The sequence below is a fragment of the Saccharopolyspora sp. MMCC62 genome, assembly GCF_057736575.1.
The window spans coordinates 400,697-424,637 of the sequence record NZ_JBYKCM010000003.1 but is presented as its reverse complement, the minus strand read 5'-3'; the positions used below and the strand labels follow the sequence as shown (position 1 = coordinate 424,637).

22 protein-coding genes are annotated in these 23,941 nt (G+C 74.0%); 15 read left to right on the top strand and 7 right to left on the bottom strand.

The features are described from left to right. Nucleotides 1–89 precede the first annotated feature (89 nt). Together AC29IT_RS09190 and AC29IT_RS09185 are read right to left on the bottom strand one after the other, a co-directional pair. Nucleotides 90–758 (bottom strand): hypothetical protein, encoded by a 669-nt coding sequence (locus AC29IT_RS09190; RefSeq protein ID WP_488218421.1) that lies wholly within the window; start codon nt 756–758, stop codon nt 90–92. 776 nt (nt 759–1,534) lie between these two features. Next, nucleotides 1,535–2,395 (bottom strand): MBL fold metallo-hydrolase, encoded by an 861-nt coding sequence (locus AC29IT_RS09185; protein WP_488218420.1) that lies wholly within the window; start codon nt 2,393–2,395, stop codon nt 1,535–1,537. Between the two features lie 297 nt (nt 2,396–2,692). Between AC29IT_RS09185 and AC29IT_RS09180 the strand changes: the two genes are divergently transcribed. The 3 genes from AC29IT_RS09180 (at nt 2,693) to AC29IT_RS09170 (ending at nt 6,205) form a co-directional block, all read left to right on the top strand. Continuing rightward, a complete protein-coding gene (locus tag AC29IT_RS09180) occupies nt 2,693–3,316 on the top strand; it encodes a DUF3159 domain-containing protein (RefSeq protein WP_488218419.1) in 624 nt (207 codons plus the stop codon). A 47-nt stretch (nt 3,317–3,363) separates the two neighbouring features. Further along, complete coding sequence (locus AC29IT_RS09175; RefSeq protein ID WP_488218418.1) at nt 3,364–4,620, top strand: alkyl sulfatase dimerization domain-containing protein; 1,257 nt, start codon at nt 3,364–3,366, stop codon at nt 4,618–4,620. A gap of 124 nt (nt 4,621–4,744) precedes the next feature. Beyond that, nucleotides 4,745–6,205, top strand: coding sequence for a sulfatase family protein (locus AC29IT_RS09170; RefSeq protein ID WP_488218417.1), 1,461 nt, complete (start codon nt 4,745–4,747; stop codon nt 6,203–6,205). A gap of 47 nt (nt 6,206–6,252) precedes the next feature. Here the strand turns inward: AC29IT_RS09170 and AC29IT_RS09165 are convergent, their stop codons facing one another. Beyond that, nucleotides 6,253–6,888 (bottom strand): TetR/AcrR family transcriptional regulator, encoded by a 636-nt coding sequence (locus tag AC29IT_RS09165; protein ID WP_488218416.1) that lies wholly within the window; start codon nt 6,886–6,888, stop codon nt 6,253–6,255. 140 nt (nt 6,889–7,028) lie between these two features. On the opposite strand from AC29IT_RS09165, the gene AC29IT_RS09160 reads away from it, so the two are divergent. From AC29IT_RS09160 to AC29IT_RS09140, 5 genes are read left to right on the top strand one after another with little or no spacing between them, the layout of a single operon-like run. Further along, nucleotides 7,029–8,015, top strand: coding sequence for an amidohydrolase family protein (locus tag AC29IT_RS09160; protein ID WP_488218415.1), 987 nt, complete (start codon nt 7,029–7,031; stop codon nt 8,013–8,015). Beyond that, the gene (locus AC29IT_RS09155; protein ID WP_358441586.1) at nt 8,012–9,178 is read left to right on the top strand and encodes a VOC family protein; all 1,167 of its coding nucleotides are present in this window, start codon (nt 8,012–8,014) and stop codon (nt 9,176–9,178) included. The genes AC29IT_RS09160 and AC29IT_RS09155 overlap by 4 nt, the downstream gene beginning before the upstream one ends. Beyond that, on the top strand, nt 9,175–10,122 hold the full coding sequence (locus AC29IT_RS09150) for a fumarylacetoacetate hydrolase family protein (RefSeq protein WP_488218414.1): 948 nt from the start codon (nt 9,175–9,177) through the stop codon (nt 10,120–10,122). Before AC29IT_RS09155 ends, AC29IT_RS09150 begins: the two co-directional genes overlap by 4 nt. Further along, nucleotides 10,119–11,651, top strand: coding sequence for a bifunctional 3-(3-hydroxy-phenyl)propionate/3-hydroxycinnamic acid hydroxylase MhpA (gene mhpA, locus AC29IT_RS09145; protein WP_488218413.1), 1,533 nt, complete (start codon nt 10,119–10,121; stop codon nt 11,649–11,651). Before AC29IT_RS09150 ends, mhpA begins: the two co-directional genes overlap by 4 nt. Then, nucleotides 11,648–12,808, top strand: coding sequence for an enoyl-CoA hydratase/isomerase family protein (locus tag AC29IT_RS09140; RefSeq protein ID WP_488218412.1), 1,161 nt, complete (start codon nt 11,648–11,650; stop codon nt 12,806–12,808). Before mhpA ends, AC29IT_RS09140 begins: the two co-directional genes overlap by 4 nt. A 368-nt stretch (nt 12,809–13,176) precedes the next feature. Here AC29IT_RS09140 and AC29IT_RS09135 read toward each other — a convergent pair whose 3' ends face one another. Together AC29IT_RS09135 and AC29IT_RS09130 are read right to left on the bottom strand one after the other, a co-directional pair. Beyond that, entirely contained in the window at nt 13,177–13,635 is a 459-nt protein-coding gene (locus tag AC29IT_RS09135) for an SCO4225 family membrane protein (RefSeq protein WP_488218411.1), read from the bottom strand. Nucleotides 13,636–13,753: 118 nt separating this feature from the next. Beyond that, a complete protein-coding gene (locus tag AC29IT_RS09130) occupies nt 13,754–14,356 on the bottom strand; it encodes a class I SAM-dependent methyltransferase (protein ID WP_488218410.1) in 603 nt (200 codons plus the stop codon). Nucleotides 14,357–14,504: 148 nt separating this feature from the next. Here AC29IT_RS09130 and AC29IT_RS09125 point away from each other — a divergent pair, with 148 nt between their 5' ends. Together AC29IT_RS09125 and AC29IT_RS09120 are read left to right on the top strand one after the other, a co-directional pair. Next, nucleotides 14,505–14,942 (top strand): NUDIX hydrolase, encoded by a 438-nt coding sequence (locus AC29IT_RS09125; protein ID WP_488218409.1) that lies wholly within the window; start codon nt 14,505–14,507, stop codon nt 14,940–14,942. Between the two features lie 23 nt (nt 14,943–14,965). Beyond that, the gene (locus AC29IT_RS09120) at nt 14,966–15,403 is read left to right on the top strand and encodes a hypothetical protein (protein ID WP_488218408.1); all 438 of its coding nucleotides are present in this window, start codon (nt 14,966–14,968) and stop codon (nt 15,401–15,403) included. Here AC29IT_RS09120 and AC29IT_RS09115 read toward each other — a convergent pair. Beyond that, entirely contained in the window at nt 15,385–16,203 is an 819-nt protein-coding gene (locus tag AC29IT_RS09115; RefSeq protein ID WP_488218407.1) for a glycoside hydrolase family protein, read from the bottom strand. The two genes, AC29IT_RS09120 and AC29IT_RS09115, sit on opposite strands and share 19 nt — an antisense overlap. Nucleotides 16,204–16,721: 518 nt before the next feature. Here AC29IT_RS09115 and ilvA point away from each other — a divergent pair. Continuing rightward, on the top strand, nt 16,722–17,960 hold the full coding sequence (gene ilvA / locus AC29IT_RS09110; protein WP_358440155.1) for a threonine ammonia-lyase IlvA: 1,239 nt from the start codon (nt 16,722–16,724) through the stop codon (nt 17,958–17,960). 48 nt (nt 17,961–18,008) lie between these two features. Here the strand turns inward: ilvA and AC29IT_RS09105 are convergent, their stop codons facing one another. Then, complete coding sequence (locus tag AC29IT_RS09105; protein ID WP_358440131.1) at nt 18,009–19,082, bottom strand: alpha/beta hydrolase; 1,074 nt, start codon at nt 19,080–19,082, stop codon at nt 18,009–18,011. Nucleotides 19,083–19,346: 264 nt separating this feature from the next. On the opposite strand from AC29IT_RS09105, the gene AC29IT_RS09100 reads away from it, so the two are divergent. From AC29IT_RS09100 to AC29IT_RS09085, 4 genes are all read left to right on the top strand, one after another. Next, nucleotides 19,347–21,560: an NACHT domain-containing protein gene (locus AC29IT_RS09100; protein ID WP_488218406.1), complete on the top strand. Its 2,214-nt coding sequence runs from the start codon at nt 19,347–19,349 to the stop codon at nt 21,558–21,560. Nucleotides 21,561–21,623: 63 nt separating this feature from the next. Further along, nucleotides 21,624–22,553 carry a U32 family peptidase gene (locus tag AC29IT_RS09095; protein WP_488218405.1) on the top strand — a complete coding sequence of 310 codons (930 nt, stop codon included), beginning with the start codon at nt 21,624–21,626 and terminating at the stop codon, nt 22,551–22,553. A 97-nt stretch (nt 22,554–22,650) separates the two neighbouring features. Then, nucleotides 22,651–23,073 carry a GNAT family acetyltransferase gene (locus AC29IT_RS09090; RefSeq protein WP_358440122.1) on the top strand — a complete coding sequence of 141 codons (423 nt, stop codon included), beginning with the start codon at nt 22,651–22,653 and terminating at the stop codon, nt 23,071–23,073. A 132-nt stretch (nt 23,074–23,205) separates the two neighbouring features. Then, nucleotides 23,206–23,913 carry a hypothetical protein gene (locus tag AC29IT_RS09085; RefSeq protein ID WP_488218404.1) on the top strand — a complete coding sequence of 236 codons (708 nt, stop codon included), beginning with the start codon at nt 23,206–23,208 and terminating at the stop codon, nt 23,911–23,913. Nucleotides 23,914–23,941: the final 28 nt, after the last annotated feature.

Here is a 23,941-nt window from a genome sequence, read left to right as displayed (position 1 = left end):
CGGTTCGCGTGCCTGGCTCCCAGGATGCGCGCGATCTCGCCGCGGATGGCGAATTCCGCTGCAGCGCGGGGAAATCCTCCGCCGAGCGATCAGCGCAGGTGGTCGAGCACCGACCGGGCGAACTCGCAGGCCAGCTGGTGCCGGAGCCCGTAGTGGTTCCAGTTCCGGTCGATGGTGTCCGGGCCGGCCGAACCGGTCTCCTCCTGCTCCAGCGCCAGGTCCCCGGCGCGCCGAGCAGCGCCCACCGAGCGGTGCGCGGCCAGGACGTTCTCCGGGTGCCCGCCGCCGGTGCGGGCCAGCAGCGCGCCGAGCTCCGCGGTGCTCATCAGCCGCGGCAGCGAATCCCGGCTCCAGCTCTCGCCCCAGGAACGCACCGGATCCGCCGCGGTTCCGTCGGCGACGCCGAACGCCTGCGGTGGGCGCAGCGCCGTCACCCGTGCGAGCTCGACGGTGCGGCGGCCCGCCGCGGACTGCAGCGCGAGCTGGGCGGTGTCCACCCACCAGCCCACCCACCGCGCGTAGTGGGTGAACCAGCCCTCGCGGATGCCCTCGGCGCGGAACCACAGATCACGGCGGGCGAGCTCCAGCGGATCCACCAGGCCCTCCGCGGGCGTCCGATCGAACTCGGGCGGGTGCGGCACGGCGCGCGCCGCTTCCGAGCACGCCGCCCGGACCAGCTCGACGGCATCGGCCTGGCCCGCCAGCAGGGCCAGGAATTCCGCGGCGTCCAGCTCCGCCGCCCCGCTGCGGGGACGCACCACTTCACCGGGCACGGTCTAGCCTGCCCGTTCGAGCGGCGTCGCGGTCGACCGCGCTGGTCCGGCACCGCACGAGGCTGCTCCGCACGGGAACCCCGCGGGTGCCACGCGGACCGCCGGGCGCCCGCACGGCCACGCGCGACCGGGGCCCGGGATCCGGGGCCTCAGGCGAACTCGCCGAGTGCAGCACCGAACGCGCAGCGGAGTGCGTCCGCGCTCCGCCGAACTCGTGGGACGGTTCGGGCCGGACGGCCGGCGCTGTCGTGGTTCGCCGGGCGGGACTCCACGCAAGCCGTGGTGCCGGAGTCCGTTCTTCCCACCGCCGAACGGGATCGACCCTGTCTGAAGTCCGGTTCGGCGCGGATTCCCCGCTGTGCAGGGAAAGGCCGTTCCGCCCTTGCGGCCGTGCCGCTGGAGAGCCGGACGCGCCAGGGGGAATCACCGCGATCGCCTCGGCGGTCCACGATGGATCGTTCCGCGTGCGGCGAACCCCAGCCGCCGGGCCGGCGCCGGTCACCGGGGCGTCGACGCGGCGATCAACCCGGTCGGCACCGGGCCCCGGCCGCTCGCGGAGCCGATGGTGAGTTGCGCGGCGGTCTCGTCCCGTGCGGGAGCGGGCACCACCGGCACGACGATTCGGTGCGCGTCGATGACGAACCCCCTTCCGCCCGGACCTGGACCGGTCGACCGGACCGTAGGCCACCGCGCACCGGGAGCGGACCTCGCCGACGACCCCACCGGGGATTCCCCCACCAACGGGCCTGCGCCTTCGGAGGTCAGCCGACGACGACGGAGTCGAGGTCCGAGCCGACGACGAGCGGGCCGGTCCAGCCGCCGTCGCGCACCTCGCGCTCGTAGGCGGCGCGGTCCTCATCGCTCTCCGGCGCGGGGATGAGGTGGGTGAGCACCAGCTTCCCGACGCCCGCCTTCGCGGCGAGCTCGCCGAGGGCGACGGTGTCCGCGTGGTAGCTGAAGATCGTCTCGAAGGCGGAGCCGGCGACGAACGGCTGCAGCGAGGAAGCCCGGCACGCCTCGTGCACGAGCACGTCGGCGCCGCGCGCGAGGTCCTGGACCTCGTCGCAGACGCGGGTGTCCCCGGAGACCACCACGACGGCGTCGGGCGTGGTGATCCGGTAGGCGACGGCCTGCTCGACGGGTTCGTGCCGGACCCGCACGGCCTCCACCCGCACCCGGCCAGTGGGGTCGGCCCACACCTCGGTCGGCGCCTCGGGCAGCGGGAACAGGGTCGGCACCAGGCTCGGCGGGTTCTCCTGCACGTGCTCGCGGCGCACGGCCACGTCGTACTCGTAGGCGTCGAGGACGCGGTCCAGGAAGCGGCGGGCGTGCCCGTCGCAGGCGACGACCGGCAGCGGGCCGGAGCCGACGAGGTGGTCCTGCACCCAGCGGGTGTGCACCAGGTCGGCGACGTCGACGACGTGGTCGCTGTGCAGGTGGGTCAGCAGCAGCGCGGCGAGGTCGTGCGGGAAGACGCCGAGCCCGGCGAGCCGCAGCGTGGTGCCGCGGCCCGCGTCGACCTGGATCGCGACGTCCTCGTGGCGGATCAGGGTTCCGGCGCCCGCGCGGTCCGCGCTGGGGAAGGGGACGCCGGTTCCGGTCAAGGTCACCGTGGTGCTCATGTTCGCTCCTGAGAAGTCGGCCGCCTAGTGCAGTATCACTGCAATATAATCATCCGAGGGCGAGTCGCGACCGTCGACCCCGGATTTTCTGACGTAACACTCGTAAGTGATGATACGATCAGAAACATCGCGGAGCCGAACCGCGCGGACCGGGATTCCCGGGCGCCACCGCGGTTTCCGCCGGCCGCCCGGACGCGGGCGCGACCACCCACGACCCCGTTTCCACCCGAGCCCGACCCCGCAGCGCCGCGCTATTGCAGTGCAGCTGCACCACCCGCCGAGCACGTGGAGAACCCGATGAACGACACCGACTCCGCCGCACCGCCCTCCCGCCCCGGCGCGGGCGCGGTGCTGCGGCACATCGTGGACGCGGCCGCACCGCCGTTCACCTTCCTGCTGCTGAACACCCCGTGGGGCGCCCGCCGCGCCGCGCTCGCCGCCCTGCTGGTCGCCGTGGCCATCGCCGCGCTGCGCCGCTACCGCGGCGAACCGCTCGGCATGGTCATCGCCTCCACCGGCTTCGTCGCGCTGCACAGCGCCGGGGCGATCGTCATGGGCGAGGGCAAGGCGTTCTTCCTGCCCGAGCTGCTCATCAACCTCGCGGCGCTGCTGGTCTGCGCCGGGTCGCTGCTGGCGCACCGCCCGATCACCGCCGTGGTCTGCCGCAAGCTCGGTGTCACCCCCGCCGACGTGCCGCACGACCGGCGCGCCGCGCGCAGGCACCGGGCCCTCACCGCCGCCTGGGCGGCGATGTGGCTGCTGCACCTGCTGCCGCTGGCCTACCTGTACTCGATCGACTCCGTCGTCGGGCTCACCGTGCTCGGCACCTTCTTCAACAAGCCCACCCTGCTGGCGATGGCCGCCGCGACCGTGGTCGTCGAACGCCGCGCAACCCGGGCCCCGGCACCCGCCGCCGCGTGAACCCGCAGCACGTTCTGCACCTTCCGCACCACGACGAGAGGAACACCATGACCGAATCCATCCTGCGCACCGCCGAACGGGTCTGGACCGGGGAGGCGCAGCTCGCCGAGCTCGCCGGGCACTCCGCGATGTCGCCGCCGGAGGAGGTCGCCGACGGCGTGTTCATGGTGCCGGGCTTCAGCCACGCCTTCGCGGTGCGCCACGACGAAGGCCTGCTGCTGTTCGACACCGGATCCGCGATGCTCGCCGACAACCTGCACCGCGCGGTGCGGGGCTGGAGCGACGCGCCGGTCACGCACGCCGTCTTCTCGCACGGGCACGCCGACCACGTCTTCGGCCTCGGCCCGTTCGAGGCGGCGGGCGACCGCCCCGTCGTCGTCGCGCACCAGAACGTGGCGAAGCGCTTCGACCGCTACGTGCGCACCAACGGCTACAACGGGGTCATCAACCGGCGGCAGTTCCAGCTGCCGGACCTGACCTGGCCCAGCGAGTTCCGGCGCCCCGACGTCACGTTCACCGACGCGCACCGCATCGAGGTCGGCGGGCTCGCGCTGGAGCTGACCCACCACCGCGGCGAGACCGACGACCACGCCGTCGGCTGGCTGCCGGACCGCAAGATCCTGTTCCCCGGGGACCTGTTCATCGGTCTCGCACCGAATGCGGGGAACCCGCAGAAGGTGCAGCGCTTCCCCGAGGAGTGGGCCGTCGCGCTGCGCTGGATGGCCTCGCTCGGCGCCGAGCTGATGCTCGGCAGCCACGGCGTGCCGGTGGTCGGCGCCGACCGCATCCGGGAGGTGCTGGAGAACAGCGCCGCCTACCTGGAGAGCCTCGTCGAGCAGACGCTGGCGTGTCTCAACGAAGGCGCCACCCTCGTCGACACCCTGCACCGGGTGCAGGTCCCCGACGAGCTCGCCGGGCTGCACTACCTGCAACCGCTCTACGACGAGCCGGAGTTCGTGGTCCGCAACGTCTGGCGGCTCTACGCGGGCTGGTACGACGGCAACCCGGCGCACCTCAAGCCCGCGACCGACGCGGCGCTGGCCGCCGAGCTCGCGGGGCTGTGCGGGGGCGCGGAGGCGCTGGCCGAGCGGGCGACCGCGCTCGCCGCGGAGGGATCGTTGCGGCTGGCCTGCCACGTCGCCCAGCTCGCGGGCGACGCGGCCCCGGACAGCGCCGTCGTGCAGCGCGCTCGCAAGCAGGTCTACGCGAGCCGTGCGGCGTCGGAGCTCAGCACGATGTCCAAGGGCATCTTCAGCTGGGCGGAGACCGAATCCGACACCGCGCTGGCGAAGCTGACCGGCTGAGCCGAGTTCGCGGACCGCGGGGCGGTGGTGCCGGACCACCACCGCTCCGCCGTCGTCCGGACCGGTCCGGGCGGCGGGAACCCCCACAGCGCAACGGGATTCGCCCGGAGAGGACCGCTCCCCCATGTCCGCAGCACCTCGCACGTTCTCCCGCCGGTTCCTGGGCGGCGCCTTCGGCGCGGGCGCCGCCGCCGGTGCCGCCGTCGTCGCGGGCCTGCCCGGGGCCGACGCCCCGGCGACCCCGGCCGCCCCGGCGGAGCGGCCGTTCCGCGCCGCGCCGGCCCGCCGCTCCCCGCGCCCGAACCTGCTGTTCGTGCTCGTCGACGACCTCGGCTGGGCGGACCTGTCCTGCTACGGGGCGCCGCACATCCGCACCCCGAACCTGGACGCGCTCGCCGCGCAGGGCGTGCGGTTCACCGACGGCTACGCCGGGGCGCCGACCTGCTCGCCGACCCGGCTCAGCCTCTACACCGGCCGCTACCCGGGCCGGACCGAGGCGGGGCTGGCCGAGCCCATCGAGGCGGGCGATCCGGGCCTGGATCCGGCGCACCCGACGTTGGCCTCGCTGCTGCGCGAGGCGGGCTACACGACGGCCATGTTCGGCAAGTGGCACTGCGGCGCCCTGCCGGACCACTCCCCCACCCGCTCAGGCTGGGACGAGTTCTTCGGGAACTACGGCGGGGCGGTGGAGCCGTACTCGAAGCTCACCACCGACGGCTCCTACGACCTGCACGAAGGCGAGGTGCCGCACGAAGATCTCCGCTACTACCCGCGCATCCTCGCCGAGCGGGCCGCCGAGTTCGTGGAGCGGGACCACCGGAAGCCGTGGCTGCTCGACCTCAACTTCACCGCGCCGCACTGGCCGTGGATCGCCGACGGCGACGAGGCGGAGGCGGCGCGGGTGGCGCAGCGGGTGCGCGCGCTGCCCGCGGAGCGCAAGAAGTTCGCGCTCGCGCACACCGACGGCGGCTCGCTGGACACCTACCGCCGGATGGTGGAGGACGTGGACCGCGCGCTCGGCGAGGTGCTGGCCGCGCTGGACCGCTCGGGCCGGGCCGCGGACACGCTGGTGGTGTTCGCCGGGGACAACGGCGGCGAGCGGTTCTCGCACAGCTGGCCGCTGGCCGGGAGCAAGTCCACCTTGCAGGAGGGCGGCATCCGGGTGCCGACGATCGCGCGGTGGCCCGCCCGGCTGGACGGCGGTCAGGTCAGCTCGGTGCCGGTGCTCACCCCGGATTGGACGGCGACCGCGCTGGAGGTCGCGGGCGCGCGGCCCGATCCGGCGGCGCCGCTGGACGGGGCGAGCCTCGCCGGGTACCTGCTGCGCGGGGAGGGGCCGCCGGAGCGGGACCTGTTCCGACGGCACCGCGGGGAACGGGCGCTGCGCCGCGGGAAGTGGAAGTACCACCGCGCCGAGCGGGCGAAGCCGCCGGTGAACCACGGCCGGGACGTGCTGTTCGACCTCGTGCAGGACACGTCGGAGTGCGCCGACCACTCGCTGCGGGAACCGGCGGTGCCGGCCGAGCTCCGGGCTGCGTGGGAGGCGGTCGACGCCGGGCTGCTGCCCTACCCGCCCGCCGCGTGAGGCGCGCGGGGGAACGTCCGGTGCGGCCGGGCGTTCCCTCCGCTCGCTCAGCCGAGTTCGGGCAGCGGTCTGCGGGCGACCTCGGCGGCCTCGTCGGCGGTGAGCCCGTAGCTGCGCAGCACCATCTCGGCGAGCTCGGTCGCCGCCACGTCGCCGTCCAGCTCGGGGTGGGAGAACCGCAGCTCGACGAGCGCGAGCAGGCTGCCCGCGAGCGCGGTGAGCGCGATCAGCGGGTCCACGGCGAGGAATCGCCCCTCCGCCACGCCCCGTTCCAGGTCGCGCAGCGCACGCGGGGCGAGCCCGACCCCGGAGTGCATGTGGTCGCGCGCCCGGTGGCGCAGGATCTGCATCACCTCCGGGTCGGAGTCGACCATGCGGGCGCTGAGCCGGAAGCCGCCGGAGACGAGTTCCGCCGGGTCCTCGACTCCGCTGAGGTGGTCGTCGAAGGCGCGGCCGAACTCCTCCAGCACGTCGACGACGGCCGCGTCGAACAGCTGCGCCTTGGACTCGAAGTGGTTGTAGAAGGAGCCGAATCCGACGTCGGCCCGCTCGGCGATGAGCTGGATGCTCACGGCGGTGTCGCCGCCCTCGGCGAGGATCTGCCGAGCCGCGCGCACGAGCGCCTGCCGGGTCGCGGCGCGACGCCGGTCGTTGCGGTTTCCGGTGGTGGCTGGGGTGGGCATGTGGTCCAGCGTAACAAGTCTGCTGACGAAATCCGCTTTTCTGATGTTCTCATCACTTTCTCAGGCTCCCGCTGTTGACGATGATCTCCACATACTTGATTCTTTCATCAGCAACACGGGAAGACCGAGGCAGGAGCACCATGAACCCGACCCCACCGCTGCGCGACGCCATCGACGTGCACGCGCACTACGTCACCCCGCGACTGCGGGCCGCGATGGTGGCCGCCGGGCACGCCGAACCCGACGGGATGCCCGCGATCCCCGACTGGAGCCCCGAATCCGCGCTGGCGGACATGGACTCGATCGGTGTCGCGGCCGCGCTGCTGTCGGTGTCCTCCCCCGGAGTCCACTTCGGATCCGACGCCGACGCCCGGCGGCTCGCCAGGGACGTGAACGCCGAAGGCGCCGAGATCGTGGCCGCCCGGCCGGACCGGTTCGGGCTGCTCGCCTCGCTCCCGCTGCCGGACCTCCCCGGCGCGCTCGCGGAGGTCGAGCACGCCTTCGACGAGCTCGGCGCGGACGGCCTCACCCTGCACACGCACTACGCGGGCGTGCACCTCGGCCACCCCGACCACGAACCGCTGCTGTCCGCATTGGACGAACGCGGAGCGGTGGTGCTGCTGCACCCGACCTCGCCGCCCTGCGCGGCGGAGATCAGCGCCGGAATCCCCCGCCCGGTGCTGGAATTCCCGTTCGAGACCACCCGCGCGGTCGCCTCCCTGGTGCTCAGCGGAGCCCTCGACCGCCATCCGCGCATCCGGTTCGTCGTCCCGCACGCCGGAGCCGCGCTCCCCGTGCTGGCCGACCGGATCGCGATGGCCCCCGCGCTCACCGGCGGACCGCAGGTCGACGTGCTCGGCGCGCTGCGCGGACTGCACTACGACCTGGCCGGGTTCGCGCTGCCGCACCAGCTGCCCGCGCTGCTGCGGCTGGTCGGCCCGGACCGGCTGCTCTACGGCAGCGATCTCCCGTTCACCCCCGCCTGGGCCGCCCGCGGCCTCGCCGAAGCGCTCGCCGCCGACCAGGCGCACCTCGACCAGCACCGCATGCAGCGCGGCGCCGCCGAAGCCCTCTTCCCCCGGCTCGCCACCGAACCGCCGACCGCACCGAAAGGCGACCAGCGATGACCATCGAGATACCCGCACCCGACGACCTGCCCACCGACGCGCACAGCGGCCTGCACAGCGAACGGGGCGCGCTGCCCGGCGAACACCCCGGCCGCGCCCGCGACCCGATCATCAAGGTCCGCGACCTGGCCTGGCTGGAGTTCGAGAAGCCCGACCTGGACCGCACCGAGCACTTCGCCCGCGACTTCGGCTTCACCGTCGCCGCCCGCACCCGCGAAGAACTGCGGCTGCGCGGCAGCTTCCCCGGCACCGACTCGCTGGTGATCCGGCGGGGCTCCCGCTCCCGGTTCACCGGCCCGGTGTTCCAGGCCGCCGCGGCCGAGGACCTCGACCGGCTCGCCCGGCACGCCGGCGCCCGGGTCCGCGGGCTCGGCGCGGGCCGCCCCGGCCGGATCGCCGAGCTCACCGACCCCTCCGGCATCGCCGTCGGCGTGGTGCACGGCGCCGAGGAGCACGCGGAGCTGCCCGGCCAGGTCCCGCTCACCCTCAACACCGGGCTCGGCCCCGACCGCTTCGCCGCGCCCCGGATCAACCGCACCCAGCGGGCCGCGCTCGAACCCGCCCGGGTGCAGCGGCTCGGGCACGTGGTGCTGGAGACGCCGCGGTTCCAGACCGCGCTGAACTGGTACCTGCACACCCTCGGGCTCATCGTCAGCGACTTCCTGCACCTGCCCGACGACCGGTCCTTCGGCCCGACGATGGCGTTCATCCGCTGCGACCGCGGCGGCGAACCCGCCGACCACCACACCCTCGCGATGCACCTCGGCCCGTCCACCGGGTACGTGCACTCCGCGTACCAGGTCAGCGACCTCGACGCGCTCGCCGCGGGCGGTCGCTACCTGGGCGAACGCGGCTACAAGCGGGCCTGGGGCATCGGCAGGCACGTGCAGGGCAGCCAGCTGTTCGACTACTGGCGCGACCCGGACGGCCTGATGGTCGAGCACTTCGCCGACGGCGACCTGTTCGACGCCTCCGTCGAACCCGGCTGGGCGAGCATGTCCGCCACCGGGCTCGCCCAGTGGGGGCCGCCGGTCACCCGCGACTTCCTCGGCGCCGCCCCGTCCCCCGCCAAGCTGCGCGAGATCTTCGACAGCGTGCGCGGGGAAGGCACCGAACTGACCACCGCCCGCCTGCTGAGCCTGCTGAAAGCGATGAACTCATGAGCACCTCCGTCCTGCGCACCACCGACGACTGGTACGTCGAGCTCCCCGGCACCGGCCGCGCCGTCCGGATCGACACCGCCGCGCGCACCACCGCCGACCTGCTGGCCGACCGCGCCGCGATCGACGCGGCCGCCGCCGGGGACGGGGACGCGGACGTGGCGGTCGCCGAGCTGGAACTCGCCTCCCCCGTCACGACTCCCTGCCGCGTCGTCGCCCAGATGGTCAACTACAAGTCGCACGCCCGGGAATCCGGCTTCGACCCCGACCAGGTCCCGCCGACGTTCTTCCGCAAGGCCTCGCACTCGGTGACCGGCCCGAACTCCGCCGTGGTGCGACCCGAGCACGTGCGGCTGCTGGACTACGAGGTCGAGCTCGGCCTGGTCCTCGGTGCCCCGCTCCCGGTCGGGACCGAGGTCACCGAAGCCGACCTACCCCGCTACGTCGCCGGGATCGTCGTCACCGACGACGTCAGCGCCCGCGACGTGCAGCTGCCGAAGGGCCAGTTCTACGAGGCGAAGTCCTACCCCACCTTCACCCCCGTCGGCCCCCGCCTGGTGCTGCTGGACGCCGCGGACTTCGCGCGGCTGGGCCGGTTGCGGCTGCGGCTGGAGGTCAACGGCGTGGTCCGCCAGGACCGCACCACCGCCGACATGATCGTCGAACCGGCCCGCGCGCTCGGTCTGCTCGCCCGCTTCCAGCCGCTGGACCCGGGCGACCTGGTGCTCACCGGCACACCCGGCGGCACCGCGCTGCAGGCACCCGCGAAGGTCCTCGAGGTGATCGGCGGGCTGCTGCCCCCGGCGAAGAAGTGGAAGGCCTTCGTCGACCGCCAGGCCGCGAACCCGGCCTACCTGCGGCACGGCGACGTGATCACCGCGTCCATCGCCACCGACGACGGCGCACTCGACCTGGGCACCCAGCGCACCACCGTGAAGCACCGATGAGCGACCGCGTCCCCGTCGTGGTGATCGGTGCCGGGCCGACCGGGATCACCGCGGCCACCCTGCTCGCCGGGTTCGGCGTGGACTGCCTGGTGCTGGACCGCTTCACCGAGGTCTACCCGCGGCCGCGGGCCGTGCACCTGGACGAGGAGGTGCACCGGATCCTCGCGCGCCTCGGCGTCGCCGAGGAGTTCGCCGCGATCTCGCTGCCCTCCCCCGGCCTGCGCCTGGTCGACGCCGACACCGAGGTGCTCGCCGAGTTCGGCCGCTCCCGCGACCCCGGCGTGCACGGCTTCCCCGAGGCCAGCATGTTCGACCAGCCCGAGCTGGAGCGGCTGCTGCGGCGCAACCTCGCCCGCCACCCGCGGGCCCGGCTGCGCGGCGGCGTGGAGGTCACCGGACTGGTGCGGCACGAGCTCGCGGGCGACGGCGCGGTCACCGTCGAGTACCGCGACACCACCACCGGCGAGACCGGGGCGGTGCTCGCCGACCGGGTGCTCGGCTGCGACGGCGCGAACAGCATCGTGCGGGCATCGATCGGCGCGCGGATGACCGATCTCGGCTTCCAGCAGCACTGGCTGGTCGCCGACATCGCCACCACCGACGACCTGGGCCGCTGGGACGGCACGCACCAGCTGTGCTCCGCCGAGCGGTCCGCGAGCTTCATGCGCGTCGGCCCGGACCGCTACCGCTGGGAATTCCAGCTGCTGCCGGGGGAATCCGCCGCCGACTACCCCGACATCGCGGCGCTGCGGCCGCTGCTGCGGCCCTGGGTGCGGGACGAGCCGGAGCTGGAACTGCTGCGCGTCACCGACTACACGTTCCACGCGCAGGTCGCCGACCGCTGGCGCGACGGGCCGGTGTTCCTGCTCGGCGACGCCGCGCACCTCACCCCGCCGTTCATCGGGCAGGGCATGGGCGCGGGGATGCGGGACGCGCAGAACCTGGCGTGGAAGCTGGCCGGAGTGCTCCGCGGCGAACTGCCCGAGTCCGATGTGGACAGCTACCAGGTGGAACGGCGCAGGCACGCGGCGACGATGGTCCGCGCGGCGGTCGCGATGGGGCGGGCCATGACCGGCGGCGGGCGCACCGCGGACCTGCTGCGCCGGACGTTGCTGCCGAAGCTGCTGCAGGTGCCCGGACTGCACTCGGTGCTGGGCGAGGGATCGAGCCCCGCGCTGGGCCGCTCCTCGCTGGTGCGCGCGCGACCCGGGCTCGCGGGACGGCTGTGCCCGAACGCGGAACTCGCCCCCGGCTCGCGCTTCGACGACCTGGCGGGCGGGCGGTTCGCGCTCGTCACCGACCTGCCGCTGGACGCCGGGGAACTGCACGAGGTGGAACGCGCCGGGGCGCTGCCCGTGCTCGTCACGCCGGAGGAACCGCTGGGCCGTTGGCTGGACGGTGAGCGGGCCGCCCTGGTCCGCCCGGATGCGACGGTGCTCGCCGCCGGGAACGCGCTGCGGCCGGTGCTGGCCCCGCTGTCGGAAGGAGGACGGCGCGTGGCGCCGCCGATCGGAGGAGGGGCGCGGTGAAGGCCGTCGAGCAGGAGTACGCCACGCTGCGCGTGGTGCAGGACGGCCGGGTGCTCACCGCGTTCGTCGAAGCACCGCCGCACAACTACATGACCGCCGCGATGCAGCGGGACTTCATCGCCCTGGTCGACGCGGTGGAGCACGACCGGAGCATCGGCGCGGTCGTCGTCACCGGCGGGGTGCCCGGCCGGTACATCACGCACTACGACATCGGGGACCTGCTCGCCGCGTCCGAAGGTTCGCGGACGCGCTCGCGCCGCGCCACCGCGGCGGTGGTGCGCTCGGTGGCGCTGCTGCACCGGCGCGGCGGGGCCACCGCGCGCCGGCTGCTGCGGCGCGGCCCGCTCGCCGAGGTGCACCGGCTCGTGGCGTTCAACCTGGCGCTGGAACGCGTCCTGCGCTCGCCCGCGGTGTGGATCGCGGCGGTCGACGGCCCGTGCGGTGGCGGCGGGCTGGAGATGTCGGTGTTCTTCGACCTGCGGTTCTGCTCCGAGTCCGCACGCTTCGTGCTGCCGGAGCTGAGCATCGGGCTGTCCACCACCTTCGGCGGGCGGCGGCTGGCGCAGCTGGTCGGACCGTCCCGGGCGCTGGAGCTGATGCTGTCGGCACGACCGCTCGACGCCGCGGAGGCGCAGCGGTGGGGGCTGGTGGACGAGGTGGTGGTGAGTCCGGTGGCCGGGCGCGGCTCGGTGGTCGACGGGGTCTCGTCCGTCGGGGTCTCCGCTGCCGGCTCCTCGCCGGACCGGAATCCGGCAGGCGGGGCCCGCACGGGGGTGGCCGCCCCCGATGCGAACGGGACCGCGCTGAACGGGACCGTCGTCGACGGGACCGCGCCGGGCGGGACCACGCCGCCCCGCCCGGCGGCACCAGGTGCGGTGCTGGCCCGCGCCCAGCACCGCGCCGCGGTGTTCGCCCGGCGGCCCCGGGACGTGGTGGCCGCGCAGAAGCAGCTGTTCCACGACCCCGACGCCACCACCGCGACCGAGAGCCTGCTGCGCGAGCTCGTCGCGCAGGGCGTCGGCGTGCCCACCGAGCGGGTCCGGTCGGCGCTGCGGCGCTGGCTGGAACTCCAAGGCCCGGACGGGGATTCGACCTTCCTCACCGATCCGCGCCCCTGGCAGGACGGCACCGCCGTCGACCTCGTCCGAGACCGGTGATCCGCGCGGCCACGTGCGGCCCGCCGACCGCTCGTGGCCGCGCGCGGACGGCGCTCGGCTCTCGGCGGGTCCGCTCGGCGGCGAGTCCGGTGGTGCCGGTCGTCCGCGGGCCGGTGTAGCGCTCGGTGCACCCGCCGCCCCGCCGCGGCGGGTCTGTGCCGGAGGTGGGACACCATCGTCGCCCGCGCCGTCGCCGACGGGCCCGGCTTCCCTCGCGCCCTGCGCACCGTCGGCTTCCGCGAACCCCTGCACGACATGGTGGCGCTGGTGCGCACCCGAGAACTCGCCCACCTCGCCCAGAAGATGCTGCTCGCCCGGCCGACCCCGGAGCGCTGACGGACCACGCTTCCCGGTTAGTCCACAGTGGACTAGCGGGCTCCGGTGGCGGCGCGGGCTCGGGGGGCGGGGGTTCGCCTGGCGGGTTGGGGGCGGCGCTTCGGGGTGGTCTTCGTCTTCGCGGCGGTCTTGGTCTTCGGTGCGGTCTTCGCCTTCGCGGTGGTGCCGGTGCGGCGCTTGCGGGTGCGGGTCCGCTTGGTCGGGACGCCGGCGTAGGTGACGCCGAGCAGCAGGGCCTGCAGGACGGCGGCGAGCAGCACGCCACCCCACAGCGCGGGCCCGGACAGCTGCACGAACACCAGCGAAGTCGGTGCGGTGACGAGGAATCCCCACATGCCGACGAGGCTGTTGTCGGCGTGCTCGAACAGCAGCACGTCGAGCGCGATCCACGCCCACACCAGGGCGACCAGCGCCAGGTAGCCCAGTCCCGCCGGGTTGAGCAGGTACCGGTGGAGGGCTTCGGTGGCCGGGATGCGCCGTGCGCCGTGCATGGGGTGAGCCTCCCAGAGAAGTGGATCAAGTGCTTCGATCTTCACTATCCCGGCGTGGCGGCCCCCGCCGCATGAGCAGTTCTACCCATCCGGCCCCGGCGTTCGGCCGAATCGGGGTTCAGCGGCGCAGCAGGGCCACCACGAACTGCGAGTCCGGTGTGAACGGTCGCACGTCCCAGGTGGACAGCGCCAGGTCCAGCTCCAGACCGGCGGCGGCCACGTCCGCGAAGAACTCGTCGAACTCGTACCCGCGGCCCGCGCCGAACCCGGCGGCCACCCGCCCCTCCGGCGCCAGGTGCGCGCGGAAACGGCGCAGCACCTCGCGGCGGGTGGCGGGCGCGAGGAACGCGAGCACGTTCCCGGCGCAGACGATCGCGTCGAACGGCTCGCCGATCCCGCGAGCCGGGAGGTCCAGTTCGGCGAGGTCCTCGACGATCCAGCGCGGCCCCGGGTGGTCCTGCTCGGCGGCGGTGATCAACGTCGGGTCCACGTCGACGCCGACCACCTCGTGCCCGGCCGCCGCGAGCGCGGCACCGACCCGGCCGGGCCCGCAGCCCGCGTCGAGGACGCGCGCGCCGCGCGGCACCAGCGCGTCCACCAGCCGCGCCTCACCCGCCAGGTCGTCACCGGCGCGGGCCAGGCCGCGCATCCGCTCGACGTACCAGTCCGAGTGCCCCGGATCGGCGGCGACCTTCTGCATCCAGAGACTCTGCTCGACCATGCCCCCATCCTCCCCCGGCGGAGCGCCGGGCTCGTGCCCCGGCCCCCGTGGATCACCGGAACCCGCCCCGTCCTCGCGTTCCGGCCCCGTCCTCAAGCTCGCAGTGCCAAGCTGGGCCCGTATCCGCCGCGGCAACGGGAGACGAGGGATGACGCTCGACGACGGACTCCGGTTCGACGACCACCGCTGGGTCGCGCACGTGCTGGTGGCGCGCTCCGGCCGCTACCTGGTGCTCAAGCGCGGCGCCGACCGCTACCTCGGCGGCAGGTGGGACCTGCCGGGCGGCACCGTCGAGCCGGGCGAGGACCTGCGCGCCGCCGCCGGACGCGAGGCCGCCGAGGAGACCGGGCTGGTCGTCCGCGCCACCGACGAACTGGCGCGCTTCAGCAACGCCGACACTCGCGGCAGGCCGATCTGCTTCCACACGGTCACCTTCCACGGCGTCGAAGCGGATCCGGCGGCGCAGGTGGTCACCACCGCACCGGAAGAGCACGACGAGCACCGCTGGCTCACCCTGGACGGGGCGCTGCGCCTGGACCTGGTGTGGCACGTGCGCCGCGCCTTCGACGCGCTCGCCGACCGATGACGGCCCGAGACCCGGGAGGTGCCATGCCGGTGAAGATCCGGGTCGACCGCGCGTGCCTGGTGGTCCTGCTGCTGGTGGGAGCCGGCACCGGGGTGTGGGCGTTCGCCGCGCCGGCGTCCTGGCACGGTTCGTTCCCCGGTTTCGGCTTGGACTGGCTGCCGCGGACGGGCCCGTACAACGAGCACCTGGCGCGGGACGTGGGCGCGATGTTCCTCGCGCTGGCGGTGCTCAGCGCCGCCGCGCTGCGGCGGATCGACGACGCGGCGCTGACCAGGGCGGCCGGTGCGGCGTGGCTGGTGTTCAACGCGCTGCACTTCGGCTTCCACAGCACGATGCTGACCATGTACGGCCTGCTCGACCAGGTGCTGAGCATGGGCAGCCTCGGACTGGTCACCGTGCTGTCGCTCGTCCTCGTCCTGCCGCGGCGGGCGGGCTCCGCCGATCAGGGGGCGTCGCGGTAGGCGGTGCCGCTGGCGTTGGCCTGCGCGCCGTCGTAGAGACCGGTGGGACTGGTGCCGGTGGAGAGGGTGAACCAGGCGTAGCGCTCCACGAACGGCAGCCCGTCGAGCATCGCCGCGGAATCGCGCACGAAGTCCGCCTGCTGCTGCGCGTCCGGGTAGCGCGGGGTGTCGCCGGCGAAGTCGATGAGCGCGTACTCGGTGACCCACACCGGCTTCCCGTAGCGGTCGTGCACGGCCTGCACGTAGTCGCGGAGCTGATCGGTGGCCTGCGGGGAGAAATCGCCGCCGTACCAGTGCAGCGGGATGAAGTCGACGCGCAGGCCGCGCTCGTCGGCACCGCGCAGGAACCGGTCGAGCCAGCCGCCGTCCTGGTCGGCGCCGGTGGCGACGGCGGGTGCGCTCAGCCGCATCCCGGTCTCCTCCAGCTGCGGCCACAGGTCGAGGGCCTGCTCGACGCTCATCCCGGCCTGCTCGTCGAAGTCCGGTTCGTTGAAGGTGAGCAGCGTCGACCCGGACTGCTTCGCCGCGTCCAGGTCCTGCTGGTTCACCGAGTCGGCGCCCCAGATCATCGGCACGAATTCGACGCCGTCGGGTGCGGTGACGCCCTGCGGGTCGGCGGCCCAGCCGTAGTACCAGTCGGCGCCGACGTCGCGCAGCGCCTGGTCCACGCCGTCGCCCGGGTTCACGCTGACGCCCTTGCCGCCGGACTCGTCGGCACCGGCGGTGGCGGGGGCGAGCAGCAGGGCCGCGGTCGCAGCCAGCGCGGTCCACCAGGTCCGGCGCGTGAACGTCCCGAGCATCGATTCCCCTTGCGTCGCGGCACTTCCCCGGCCGGATGGCGCGGGCGGGCAGGTCCGGATCATCGTAGGTCGCCGCGGCGCGGTCGGATCTCCTGGAAATTTCCCGGTTTTCTCGGCGGTGGACCGCGCGTTCGGCGGTACCGCAACGGATTCCGGGTGGATCTCGCGGCCGCTGCCGGGGTCGTCCCGGAGACCGAGCACCGATCCGGCGAAACGGGCATTGCAGACGGCCCGCCGAGCCCGGGACGTCCACCAGGTGGAATGCGAGCGGTGTTCAGGATTCCCATGCACTGGGAGATCGACGCACAGGGTCACCACCGACGACCGTCCGCATCGGATCGGCTCCACATCGGGTGATACGAGCAGCAGATCCTGTGCGCAGCGTCACCGAAGCGGCCGAACACGGCCGCGCGGGCCCACCCCCGCCGCCGGGCCGCGCGACCGGCAGGACCATGCTCGGACCCGTGCCCCAACACCGACACACCCGACAGGAGGTCGACGACGTGTCGCCAAGCCCGGTGCGCGCCGCGGACGTGGACGCCGCGGCCCAGCGGTTCAGCACGACGATCCCCCCGACCCCGCTGCAGCACAACGAACGGCTCTCCACCCGGCACGGGCTCGACGTGTGGCTCAAGCGGGAGGACCTCACGCCGGTGCGGTCCTACAAGGTGCGCGGGGCGTACAACTTCATCAGCCAGCTCTCCGCGGAACAGCGCGAGCGCGGCGTCGTGTGCGCCAGCGCGGGCAACCACGCGCAGGGCGTGGCGTTCGCCTGCGAGTCGCTCGGCGTCTCCGCCCGCGTGTACCTGCCGCGCACCACGCCGCGGCAGAAGCGGCAGCGGGTGGCCCGCTTCGGCGGCAGCCACGTCGAGGTCATCGTGCTCGGCGACACCTACGACGACGCCGACGCCGCGGCCCGCGCCGACGCGGCCGACAGCGGCATGACGCTCATCCCCGCGTTCGACGACCCGCGCACCATCGCCGGTCAGGGCACCGTGATCCGCGAGGTCGTGCAGCAGCTCGGCAAGGCCCCCGACGCGGTGGTGGTGCCCGTCGGCGGTGGCGGGCTGCTCGCGGGCACCCTCGCCTGGCTGCGGGAGAACCACCCGCAGGTGCGGGTGATCGGCGCCGAACCGCAGGGCGCGGCGAGCATGGCGCTCGCCATCGACCGCGGCGAACCGTCCCCTGTGGACGATCTGGATCCGTTCGTGGACGGCGCCGCGGTGCGCGTCGTCGGCCGCAACCCGCACGCCATCGCCGCGCTCGACCCGCCGGAGCTGGTGGCCGTGCCGGAGGGGCAGATCTGCGTCGAGATCCTCGACCTGTACCAGTCGGACGGCATCATCAGCGAACCCGCGGGCGCGCTGTCGCCCGCCGCGCTCGCCCAGGACCTCGGGCTCGCGCCGGGTTCGACGGTGGTGTCGCTGATCTCCGGCGGCAACAACGACGTGAGCCGGTACGCGGAGATCGTGGAGCGGGCGCTCGTGTTCGAAGGGCGCAAGCACTACTTCCTCGTCGAGTTCCCGCAGGAACCCGGTGCACTGCGCCGGTTCCTGGACGACGTGCTCGGCCCGGACGACGACATCGCCCTGTTCGAGTACGTCAAGCGCAACAACCGGGAGACCGGCCCCGCCCTGGTCGGCCTCGAACTCGGCGCCCCCGAGAACCTGGACCCGATCCTCAAGCGCATGGAAGCGATCCCGCACCGCATCCAGCAGGTTCCCCCGGACAGCCCGCTGTTCCACTTCCTGGTGTGAGTTCGCCGGGGTGAACGGCCCACCCGCCGGGCCGTTCACCTCCCGCGGCTAGGGGTGCTGCAGGACGTCCATGATGCGGCCGACGTAGTCGTCGTGGTCGGCTTGCAGGCAGGCCCGCTGGGCGTGCTTGCCGTTGCACCCCTCGCCCCAGCCGCTGCCGTCGCCGTAGTCGAGGAAGTCGTGCGGGATGCCCGCCGCCGCGAGGTTCGCCGCGGTGACCACCGCGGTCTCCCGCACCCGGTTCTCCGCGATGGCCAGGACCGGGTCCTCCAGCAGGTTCCCGCCGTTGCCCGCGTAGATCGCGACTCCCATGCCGCGCAGCGCTCCGACGTGCTGCGCGGGGCTCTGCGCGTTCCAGATGCCGTCGTTCGGCCACACCGGCGACCCGAAGATCGCTTCCGGCGGGTCGAGCGGGGTTCCCGCGCCGTCCCACAGCGCCGACGCGGTGACCGCGGCCCGCATCTCCGGGTTCAGCAGGTCGAGGTCGCCGGAGAAGCTGCCGACGTAGCGGAACAGGTCGGGCCGGTGCTCGGCGTAGTGGAACGCGCCGAACCCGCCCATCGAGTGCCCGGAGATGGCCCGGCCCTCGCGGGTGGCGATGGTGGCGAGGTTGTCGTCGATCAGCGGGATCAGCTGGTCGAGGTGGAAGGTCTCCCAGTGCTGCACGCCGGAGCTCCCCGGCGCCACCCAGTTGGTGTACCAGCCGCGACCGCCGCCGTTGGGCTCCACGGTGATCAGCGGGACGCCTGCGGTGGCCTCCTCGGTGATCTCCATGTTCTGCACGGCGTTCGGGTATTCCGGCGAGCCGTGCAGCGTGTAGTGCACCGGGTAGCGGGTGGTGCCGTCGTAACCGTCGGGCAGCGTCACCATGACGACGTGCTCGCCGGAGACCTGGCCCGGCAGCGGCGGGTGTTCCGGCACCTGGTCGGTGCGGACGGTGATGGTGAACGTCCGCTCGCTGTGCCATTCCGGCTGCCCGACGACGGTGATCCCGTGCCCGTCGGCGAAGTGCGGCGTCGCGGGTGCGGCGTGCGCCGCGGGCCCGGTGAGCGCGGCGGTGGCGGTGAGCGCGATCAGTGCCGCGGCCCAGCGGCGCGGCGCGGTGCGGTGTTCGGTTCGCATCAGGGTCCCCCGTCTGATGTCGACCCGCCTCCCCTGGGCGGGTGCCGTGCTGAGCGAACCAAGGCCGGACGCCGGGCTCCAGCGGCCAGTCGGGTGATCGCGGCGGCAACATTCCGCACCAGCGCGCGAACTCCCACTGCTTTCGGCATATACTGAGGAGTTTTCCGGTGATCCGGTCGCAGCGCGGCCGTGTTCAGCGCCGCCGAGTTGTGGGACCTTGTCCTTCCGGGGCGGACGGGGCCGCCCTCCGGGGAGGTTCGTGGGATGTCGGGTTCTGACGAGCGCTCCGGCCCAGCCGCCGATCGGGTGGAGAACACCGTCCGCCTCGGCGACGGCGCCCGGGTGGAGACCTTGATCCAGACCGGCGTGCTGCACGGCGACCCGGCCCGGTCCATCGGGCTCGATCGGCCGACCGCGCTCGACGAGCCGCTGCGCGTGCTGGCGCGGGAGGTGCGCACCCGCTGGAAGCGGGAGAAGGAGCGGGTGCTGCGCGAGCACGACGCGCTCCCGGTGCGGTGGGCCGCCGCACCGGCGGAGCTGCACCGCGACCGGGAATCCGCCATCGACCTCTCCGGCGTGTTCGACGAGGAGCGGCGCGGCATCGTGCCGACCTACCGCAAGGTGCCGTCCGGACGGCTCGTGGTGCTGGGTCCCGCCGGATCCGGCAAGACGGTGCTCACCGTCGACTTCGTGCTGCGGATGCTGGACGGGCGCGGGCAGGTCCGCCGACCGGTTCCGGTCCGCTTCGACCTCGGCTCCTGGGACCCGCGCGAGGTCGACCTCCAGCACTGGCTGGCCGATCGGCTCGCGCACGACTACCCGCAACCGGGCGGCCGGCGGACGGCGGCGGACCTGGTCGATTCCGAACTGGTCCTGCCCGTGCTCGACGGCTTCGACGAGATCGCCGAACCCCGGCGCCGCAGCGCGCTGCACGCGCTCAGCAGGCACGACGGACCGCTGCTGCTGACCAGCCGGGAAGAGGAGTACGCGGCCCTGCTGGCCGAATCCGAGCCGGTGAAGTCGGCCGCCGCGATCCGGCTCGACGAACTCGCCGAGCACGACCTGACCCGGCACCTGGTGCGGAGCGGGACCGAGGCGGGCCGCCGCTGGGAACCGGTCCTGCGGCACCCGCCGCACGACGCGGCGTCCCGGAACCTGCGGCACGTGCTGCGGAATCCGCTGATGGCGTCGCTGGCCCGCGCCGCGTACCGCGAAGCGGGTGCCCGCCCGGAAGAACTGCTCGACACCACCCGCTTCCCGACTCCGGCCCTGCTGCGGCGCCACCTGCTGGAGAAGTACGTCCCGACCACCTACGACGACGAGCTCGCCACCGCCCGGCCGATCCGGTGGCGCAGGCCGTGGACGTCGCGGCAGGTGCAGCCCTGGTTCCGGTACCTCGCCACCCACCTGGCCCGGCGGGACGCCCGCGAGCACGATCACGCGCGGCGGGACGCCCAGGACCTCGCCTGGTGGAAGATCGCCCACGACCTGCCCCGGCGCACCCGGATGCTGGTGGTCGCCCTGGTCACCGGGGTCGCGGTGGGCGCGGTGGTGCTCCTCGGGCACTGGTTCCTCTACGTGGCGGGCGGAAGCGGCGTGGCCGAGAGCCTGGTCGCCGCCGCCGCGGACGGCGTCCTCAACGGGGCGGTCGCCGGGGCCGGGTTCGGGCTGGCGCACGGTGCGGGGCTCGTGATCCGGCGCGCCGCGGTCCAGCCCTCGCACGTGCGCCTGCGGTTCCGGCGCGGACCGCGCAGGCCGGATTCCCGGTCCTTGCGCACGATCGCCACCAGGGCCGCCGTGGCGCTGCTGCTGGGGACCGCGTTCGGGTTCTGCTGCGGGTTCGTGCCCGGGCTGGTGCGCGCCGGCCTGACCGGCGCACCGGTGCTGCCGACCGCGGTGGTGGACGGGCTGCTGTTCGCGGCGATGTTCGGCCTCGGCGCCGGGCTCGTGCTGTTCCTCGCGGCGCTGTTCGACGCCCCCATCGACATCAGCGCGGCGGCCAGCCCCGAGGCGCTGCTGGCCGCCAACCGCCGCGCCGCGCTGTTCCAGCTGCTGCTGTTCGGCCCGGTGTTCGGGCTGTCCGTCGGTGTCAGCGGATATCTGGTGGTGGACCTGCTCAGTGGCCGGTTGTGGGGGCTCGAGCTGGTGTGGACGTGGCTGAGCAGCCTCAACTTCGGCGTCCTGGGCGGGGTCGGCGGCGGTCTCGGGGCGATCCTCGCGTGGAGCGCCTGGGGCGAGTGGGTCGTGTTCGGCCGCATCTGGTTGCCGCTGCGCGGGAGGTTGCCGTGGCGGCCGATCGCGTTCCTCACCGACGCCCACGAACGCGGCGTGCTGCGCAGGCACGGCCCCGTGTACCAGTTCCGGCACGCGCTGCTGCGCACCCACCTGGAGGACCCGCGCGCCGAGCCGGAACGGGTGGTGCCCCGGGCCGATCCGTGCGGCGGAACGGACGAGCCGATCCTGCCCGCGGCGGATTGACCGGCTCGGCGCGCCGACCATAGCGTTGCCGGACGTTGTCGGACATGGCGAACGGAGCGGCCGGTGCGGGAGACTCGCGAATTCCTGATGGCGCAAGGACTTCCCGATGGCGGGCCGCAGCTGCCGGACAGCGGGAAGCGCTTCCCGGACGGCGCGCAGTACCGGGTGGAGATCCCCAGCACTGAAGGTCCCGAGGTGCTCGACGCCGTGCTGGACGAAGCCCGGGCGCGCGAGGTGCCGGTGCACCGGATCTCCCAGGGCAGCGGCGGGATGCTGCTCACCGCCGCCGAACTCGGCGCGATGTCCCGCACCGCGGCCGCCGCCCAGGTGGAGCTGAGCCTGTTCGCCCGCCCGGTCGCCGCCTGGGGCACCGGGGCGCTGGCCACCACGAGCGGCGGCGGGCCGGTCGCCGCGCAGGCCCGCGGCACCGAAGGACTCGTGCACGCGCTGGAGGACGTCCGCCGGACCGCCGAAGCGGGCATCCGCAGCGTGCTGATCACCGACCTCGGCGTGCTGGCGACCGCGTCCCGGATGCGCGAATCCGGTGCGCTGCCACCGGATCTGCAATTCAAGATCAGTGTCCAAATGGGACTGTCGAATCCGGCTTCGGTGCGCATCGCGGAGGAGCTCGGCGCGAACAGCTACAACGTGCCCACCGACCTCGACCTCCGGCAGCTCGCCGACATCCGGGCTGCCACCGAACTGCCGCTGGACGTGTACGTGGAGGCGCCGGACGACCTCGGCGGGTTCGTGCGGCACTTCGAGATCGCCGAGATCGTGCGGGTCGCCGCACCCGTGTACCTGAAGTTCGGGCTGCGCAACGCCCCGAACATCTACCCGAGCGGCACGCACCTGACCCCGACCGCGATCGCGCTGGGCCGCGAACGGGTGCGCCGCGCGCAGCTCGGGCTGGAGCTGCTGCACCGCTACGCCCCGGACGCCACCCGCTCCGAGCTCGCCGCCGCAGGCCTCGCCGTGCCGCACGCCTCCTGACCACCGGCGAACCCGCTCGCGGCCGGGAAAATCCGCAGCGCCGTCCACCGTGGACCGCGTACCGTGCGGCCGGGACACGGCGGGAGGAGCGGGAGCGGTGCGGATCAGGACGTTCGCCGAGGGCGACACCGGAGCGGTGGTGGCGTTGTGGCAGGCGGCGGGGCTGACCCGCCCCTGGAACGACCCGTGGGCCGACGTGCGGCGCAAGCGGTCGGTGCAGCCGGAGCTGTTCTTCGTCGCCGAGGACGGTTCCGGCGCCGTGGTCGGCTCCGCGATGGCCGGTTACGACGGTCATCGCGGCTGGATCCACTACCTGGCCGTCGCCGACGAGCAGCGCGGCACCGGCCTGGGCCGCGCGCTCGTCGAACGGGCCGAGGCCGCGCTGGCGGCGCTGGGCTGCCCGAAGGTGCAGTTGCAGGTCCGGCCGGACAACACCGGGGTCGTGGACTTCTACGCACGCCTCGGCTACACCCCGTACGACGCCGTGGACCTGGGCAAACGCCTCGTTCCGGACGACTGAGCCGGAGCGCCGGCCCGCCACTACCTGCGAAAGCGGGTACTGGACCCGCCGGTCCCGTGCCAGTCTCGGCGGCGACGAGCGGCGCGGCGGCGTCCCCGCGCCGTCGGCTCGCGCCGAGGAGCGATGATGCGCTTGTCCACCGGAACCGCGGTGCTCGCGGTGCTGGTCACGACCTGTTCCTGCGGATCCGCGGAACCACCGGACCTGTTCGCGGACTACCTGGGTTCCACCGCGGTGGTGCACGACCGGTTCCCCGCCGCAGGCACCAGCGAGGATCGGCTCGCGGACTTCGCGGCCTACTACACCCCGGACGAGCTGGCGGCGGAGCTGTTCCGCGCCTTCCCCTGCGAGGAGCCCCCATCGGGCGAGGAGCGCGGCTCGAACGAGGCGCGGGACCGGGGTGCGGCGCGCTGCGACGCGGGCCGCGCGGTGCGGCGGGCGGCGGCGGAGCACGCGCCGGACGCCCGGCTGCACGGCCGGGCGGTGCTGGTGGGGTACGCGGACGGCGGCCTGGAGCTCGGCACCGTCTACGTCGCCACGGCGCCCGCGGCGCGGCCGCTGCTCATCGACGGCACCGGCCGCACCTATCCGGGCGGCCTGGCGGACTTCCGCAGGCACAACGAGCTGTTCTCCCCGGCGGACCACCTGCTGGTGCCGTCGGACCCCGCCGACGTCGCGGGCGGCGGCGAACTGGTCGTGGTGACCGCGCGGACCTCCACGACCTGGCCGTGGCTGGTCGGCCTGGGCGGGCCCGCGGTGCTGCTGTTCGCCTGGGCGCTGCTGCGCTACGCCGCGCGCGACCGCGAGGCCGAGCACGCGGAGTCCGTGCTCGTGGGCTGAGCACCGGATCCGGACCGGAAAACCCGCC

Coding starts and splice junctions, on each gene's coding strand:
- AC29IT_RS09175 (WP_488218418.1), top strand. CDS start 3,364: ATGACCGAATCCATCCTGCGCACCGCCGAACGGGTCTGGACCGGGGAG.
- AC29IT_RS09185 (WP_488218420.1), bottom strand. CDS start 2,395: ATGAGCACCACGGTGACCTTGACCGGAACCGGCGTCCCCTTCCCCAGC.
- AC29IT_RS09165 (WP_488218416.1), bottom strand. CDS start 6,888: ATGCCCACCCCAGCCACCACCGGAAACCGCAACGACCGGCGTCGCGCC.
- AC29IT_RS09180 (WP_488218419.1), top strand. CDS start 2,693: ATGAACGACACCGACTCCGCCGCACCGCCCTCCCGCCCCGGCGCGGGC.
- AC29IT_RS09150 (WP_488218414.1), top strand. CDS start 9,175: ATGAGCACCTCCGTCCTGCGCACCACCGACGACTGGTACGTCGAGCTC.
- AC29IT_RS09100 (WP_488218406.1), top strand. CDS start 19,347: ATGTCGGGTTCTGACGAGCGCTCCGGCCCAGCCGCCGATCGGGTGGAG.
- AC29IT_RS09105 (WP_358440131.1), bottom strand. CDS start 19,082: ATGCGAACCGAACACCGCACCGCGCCGCGCCGCTGGGCCGCGGCACTG.
- AC29IT_RS09135 (WP_488218411.1), bottom strand. CDS start 13,635: ATGCACGGCGCACGGCGCATCCCGGCCACCGAAGCCCTCCACCGGTAC.
- AC29IT_RS09160 (WP_488218415.1), top strand. CDS start 7,029: ATGAACCCGACCCCACCGCTGCGCGACGCCATCGACGTGCACGCGCAC.
- AC29IT_RS09125 (WP_488218409.1), top strand. CDS start 14,505: ATGACGCTCGACGACGGACTCCGGTTCGACGACCACCGCTGGGTCGCG.
- mhpA (WP_488218413.1), top strand. CDS start 10,119: ATGAGCGACCGCGTCCCCGTCGTGGTGATCGGTGCCGGGCCGACCGGG.
- AC29IT_RS09155 (WP_358441586.1), top strand. CDS start 8,012: ATGACCATCGAGATACCCGCACCCGACGACCTGCCCACCGACGCGCAC.
- AC29IT_RS09120 (WP_488218408.1), top strand. CDS start 14,966: ATGCCGGTGAAGATCCGGGTCGACCGCGCGTGCCTGGTGGTCCTGCTG.
- AC29IT_RS09170 (WP_488218417.1), top strand. CDS start 4,745: ATGTCCGCAGCACCTCGCACGTTCTCCCGCCGGTTCCTGGGCGGCGCC.
- AC29IT_RS09130 (WP_488218410.1), bottom strand. CDS start 14,356: ATGGTCGAGCAGAGTCTCTGGATGCAGAAGGTCGCCGCCGATCCGGGG.
- AC29IT_RS09115 (WP_488218407.1), bottom strand. CDS start 16,203: ATGCTCGGGACGTTCACGCGCCGGACCTGGTGGACCGCGCTGGCTGCG.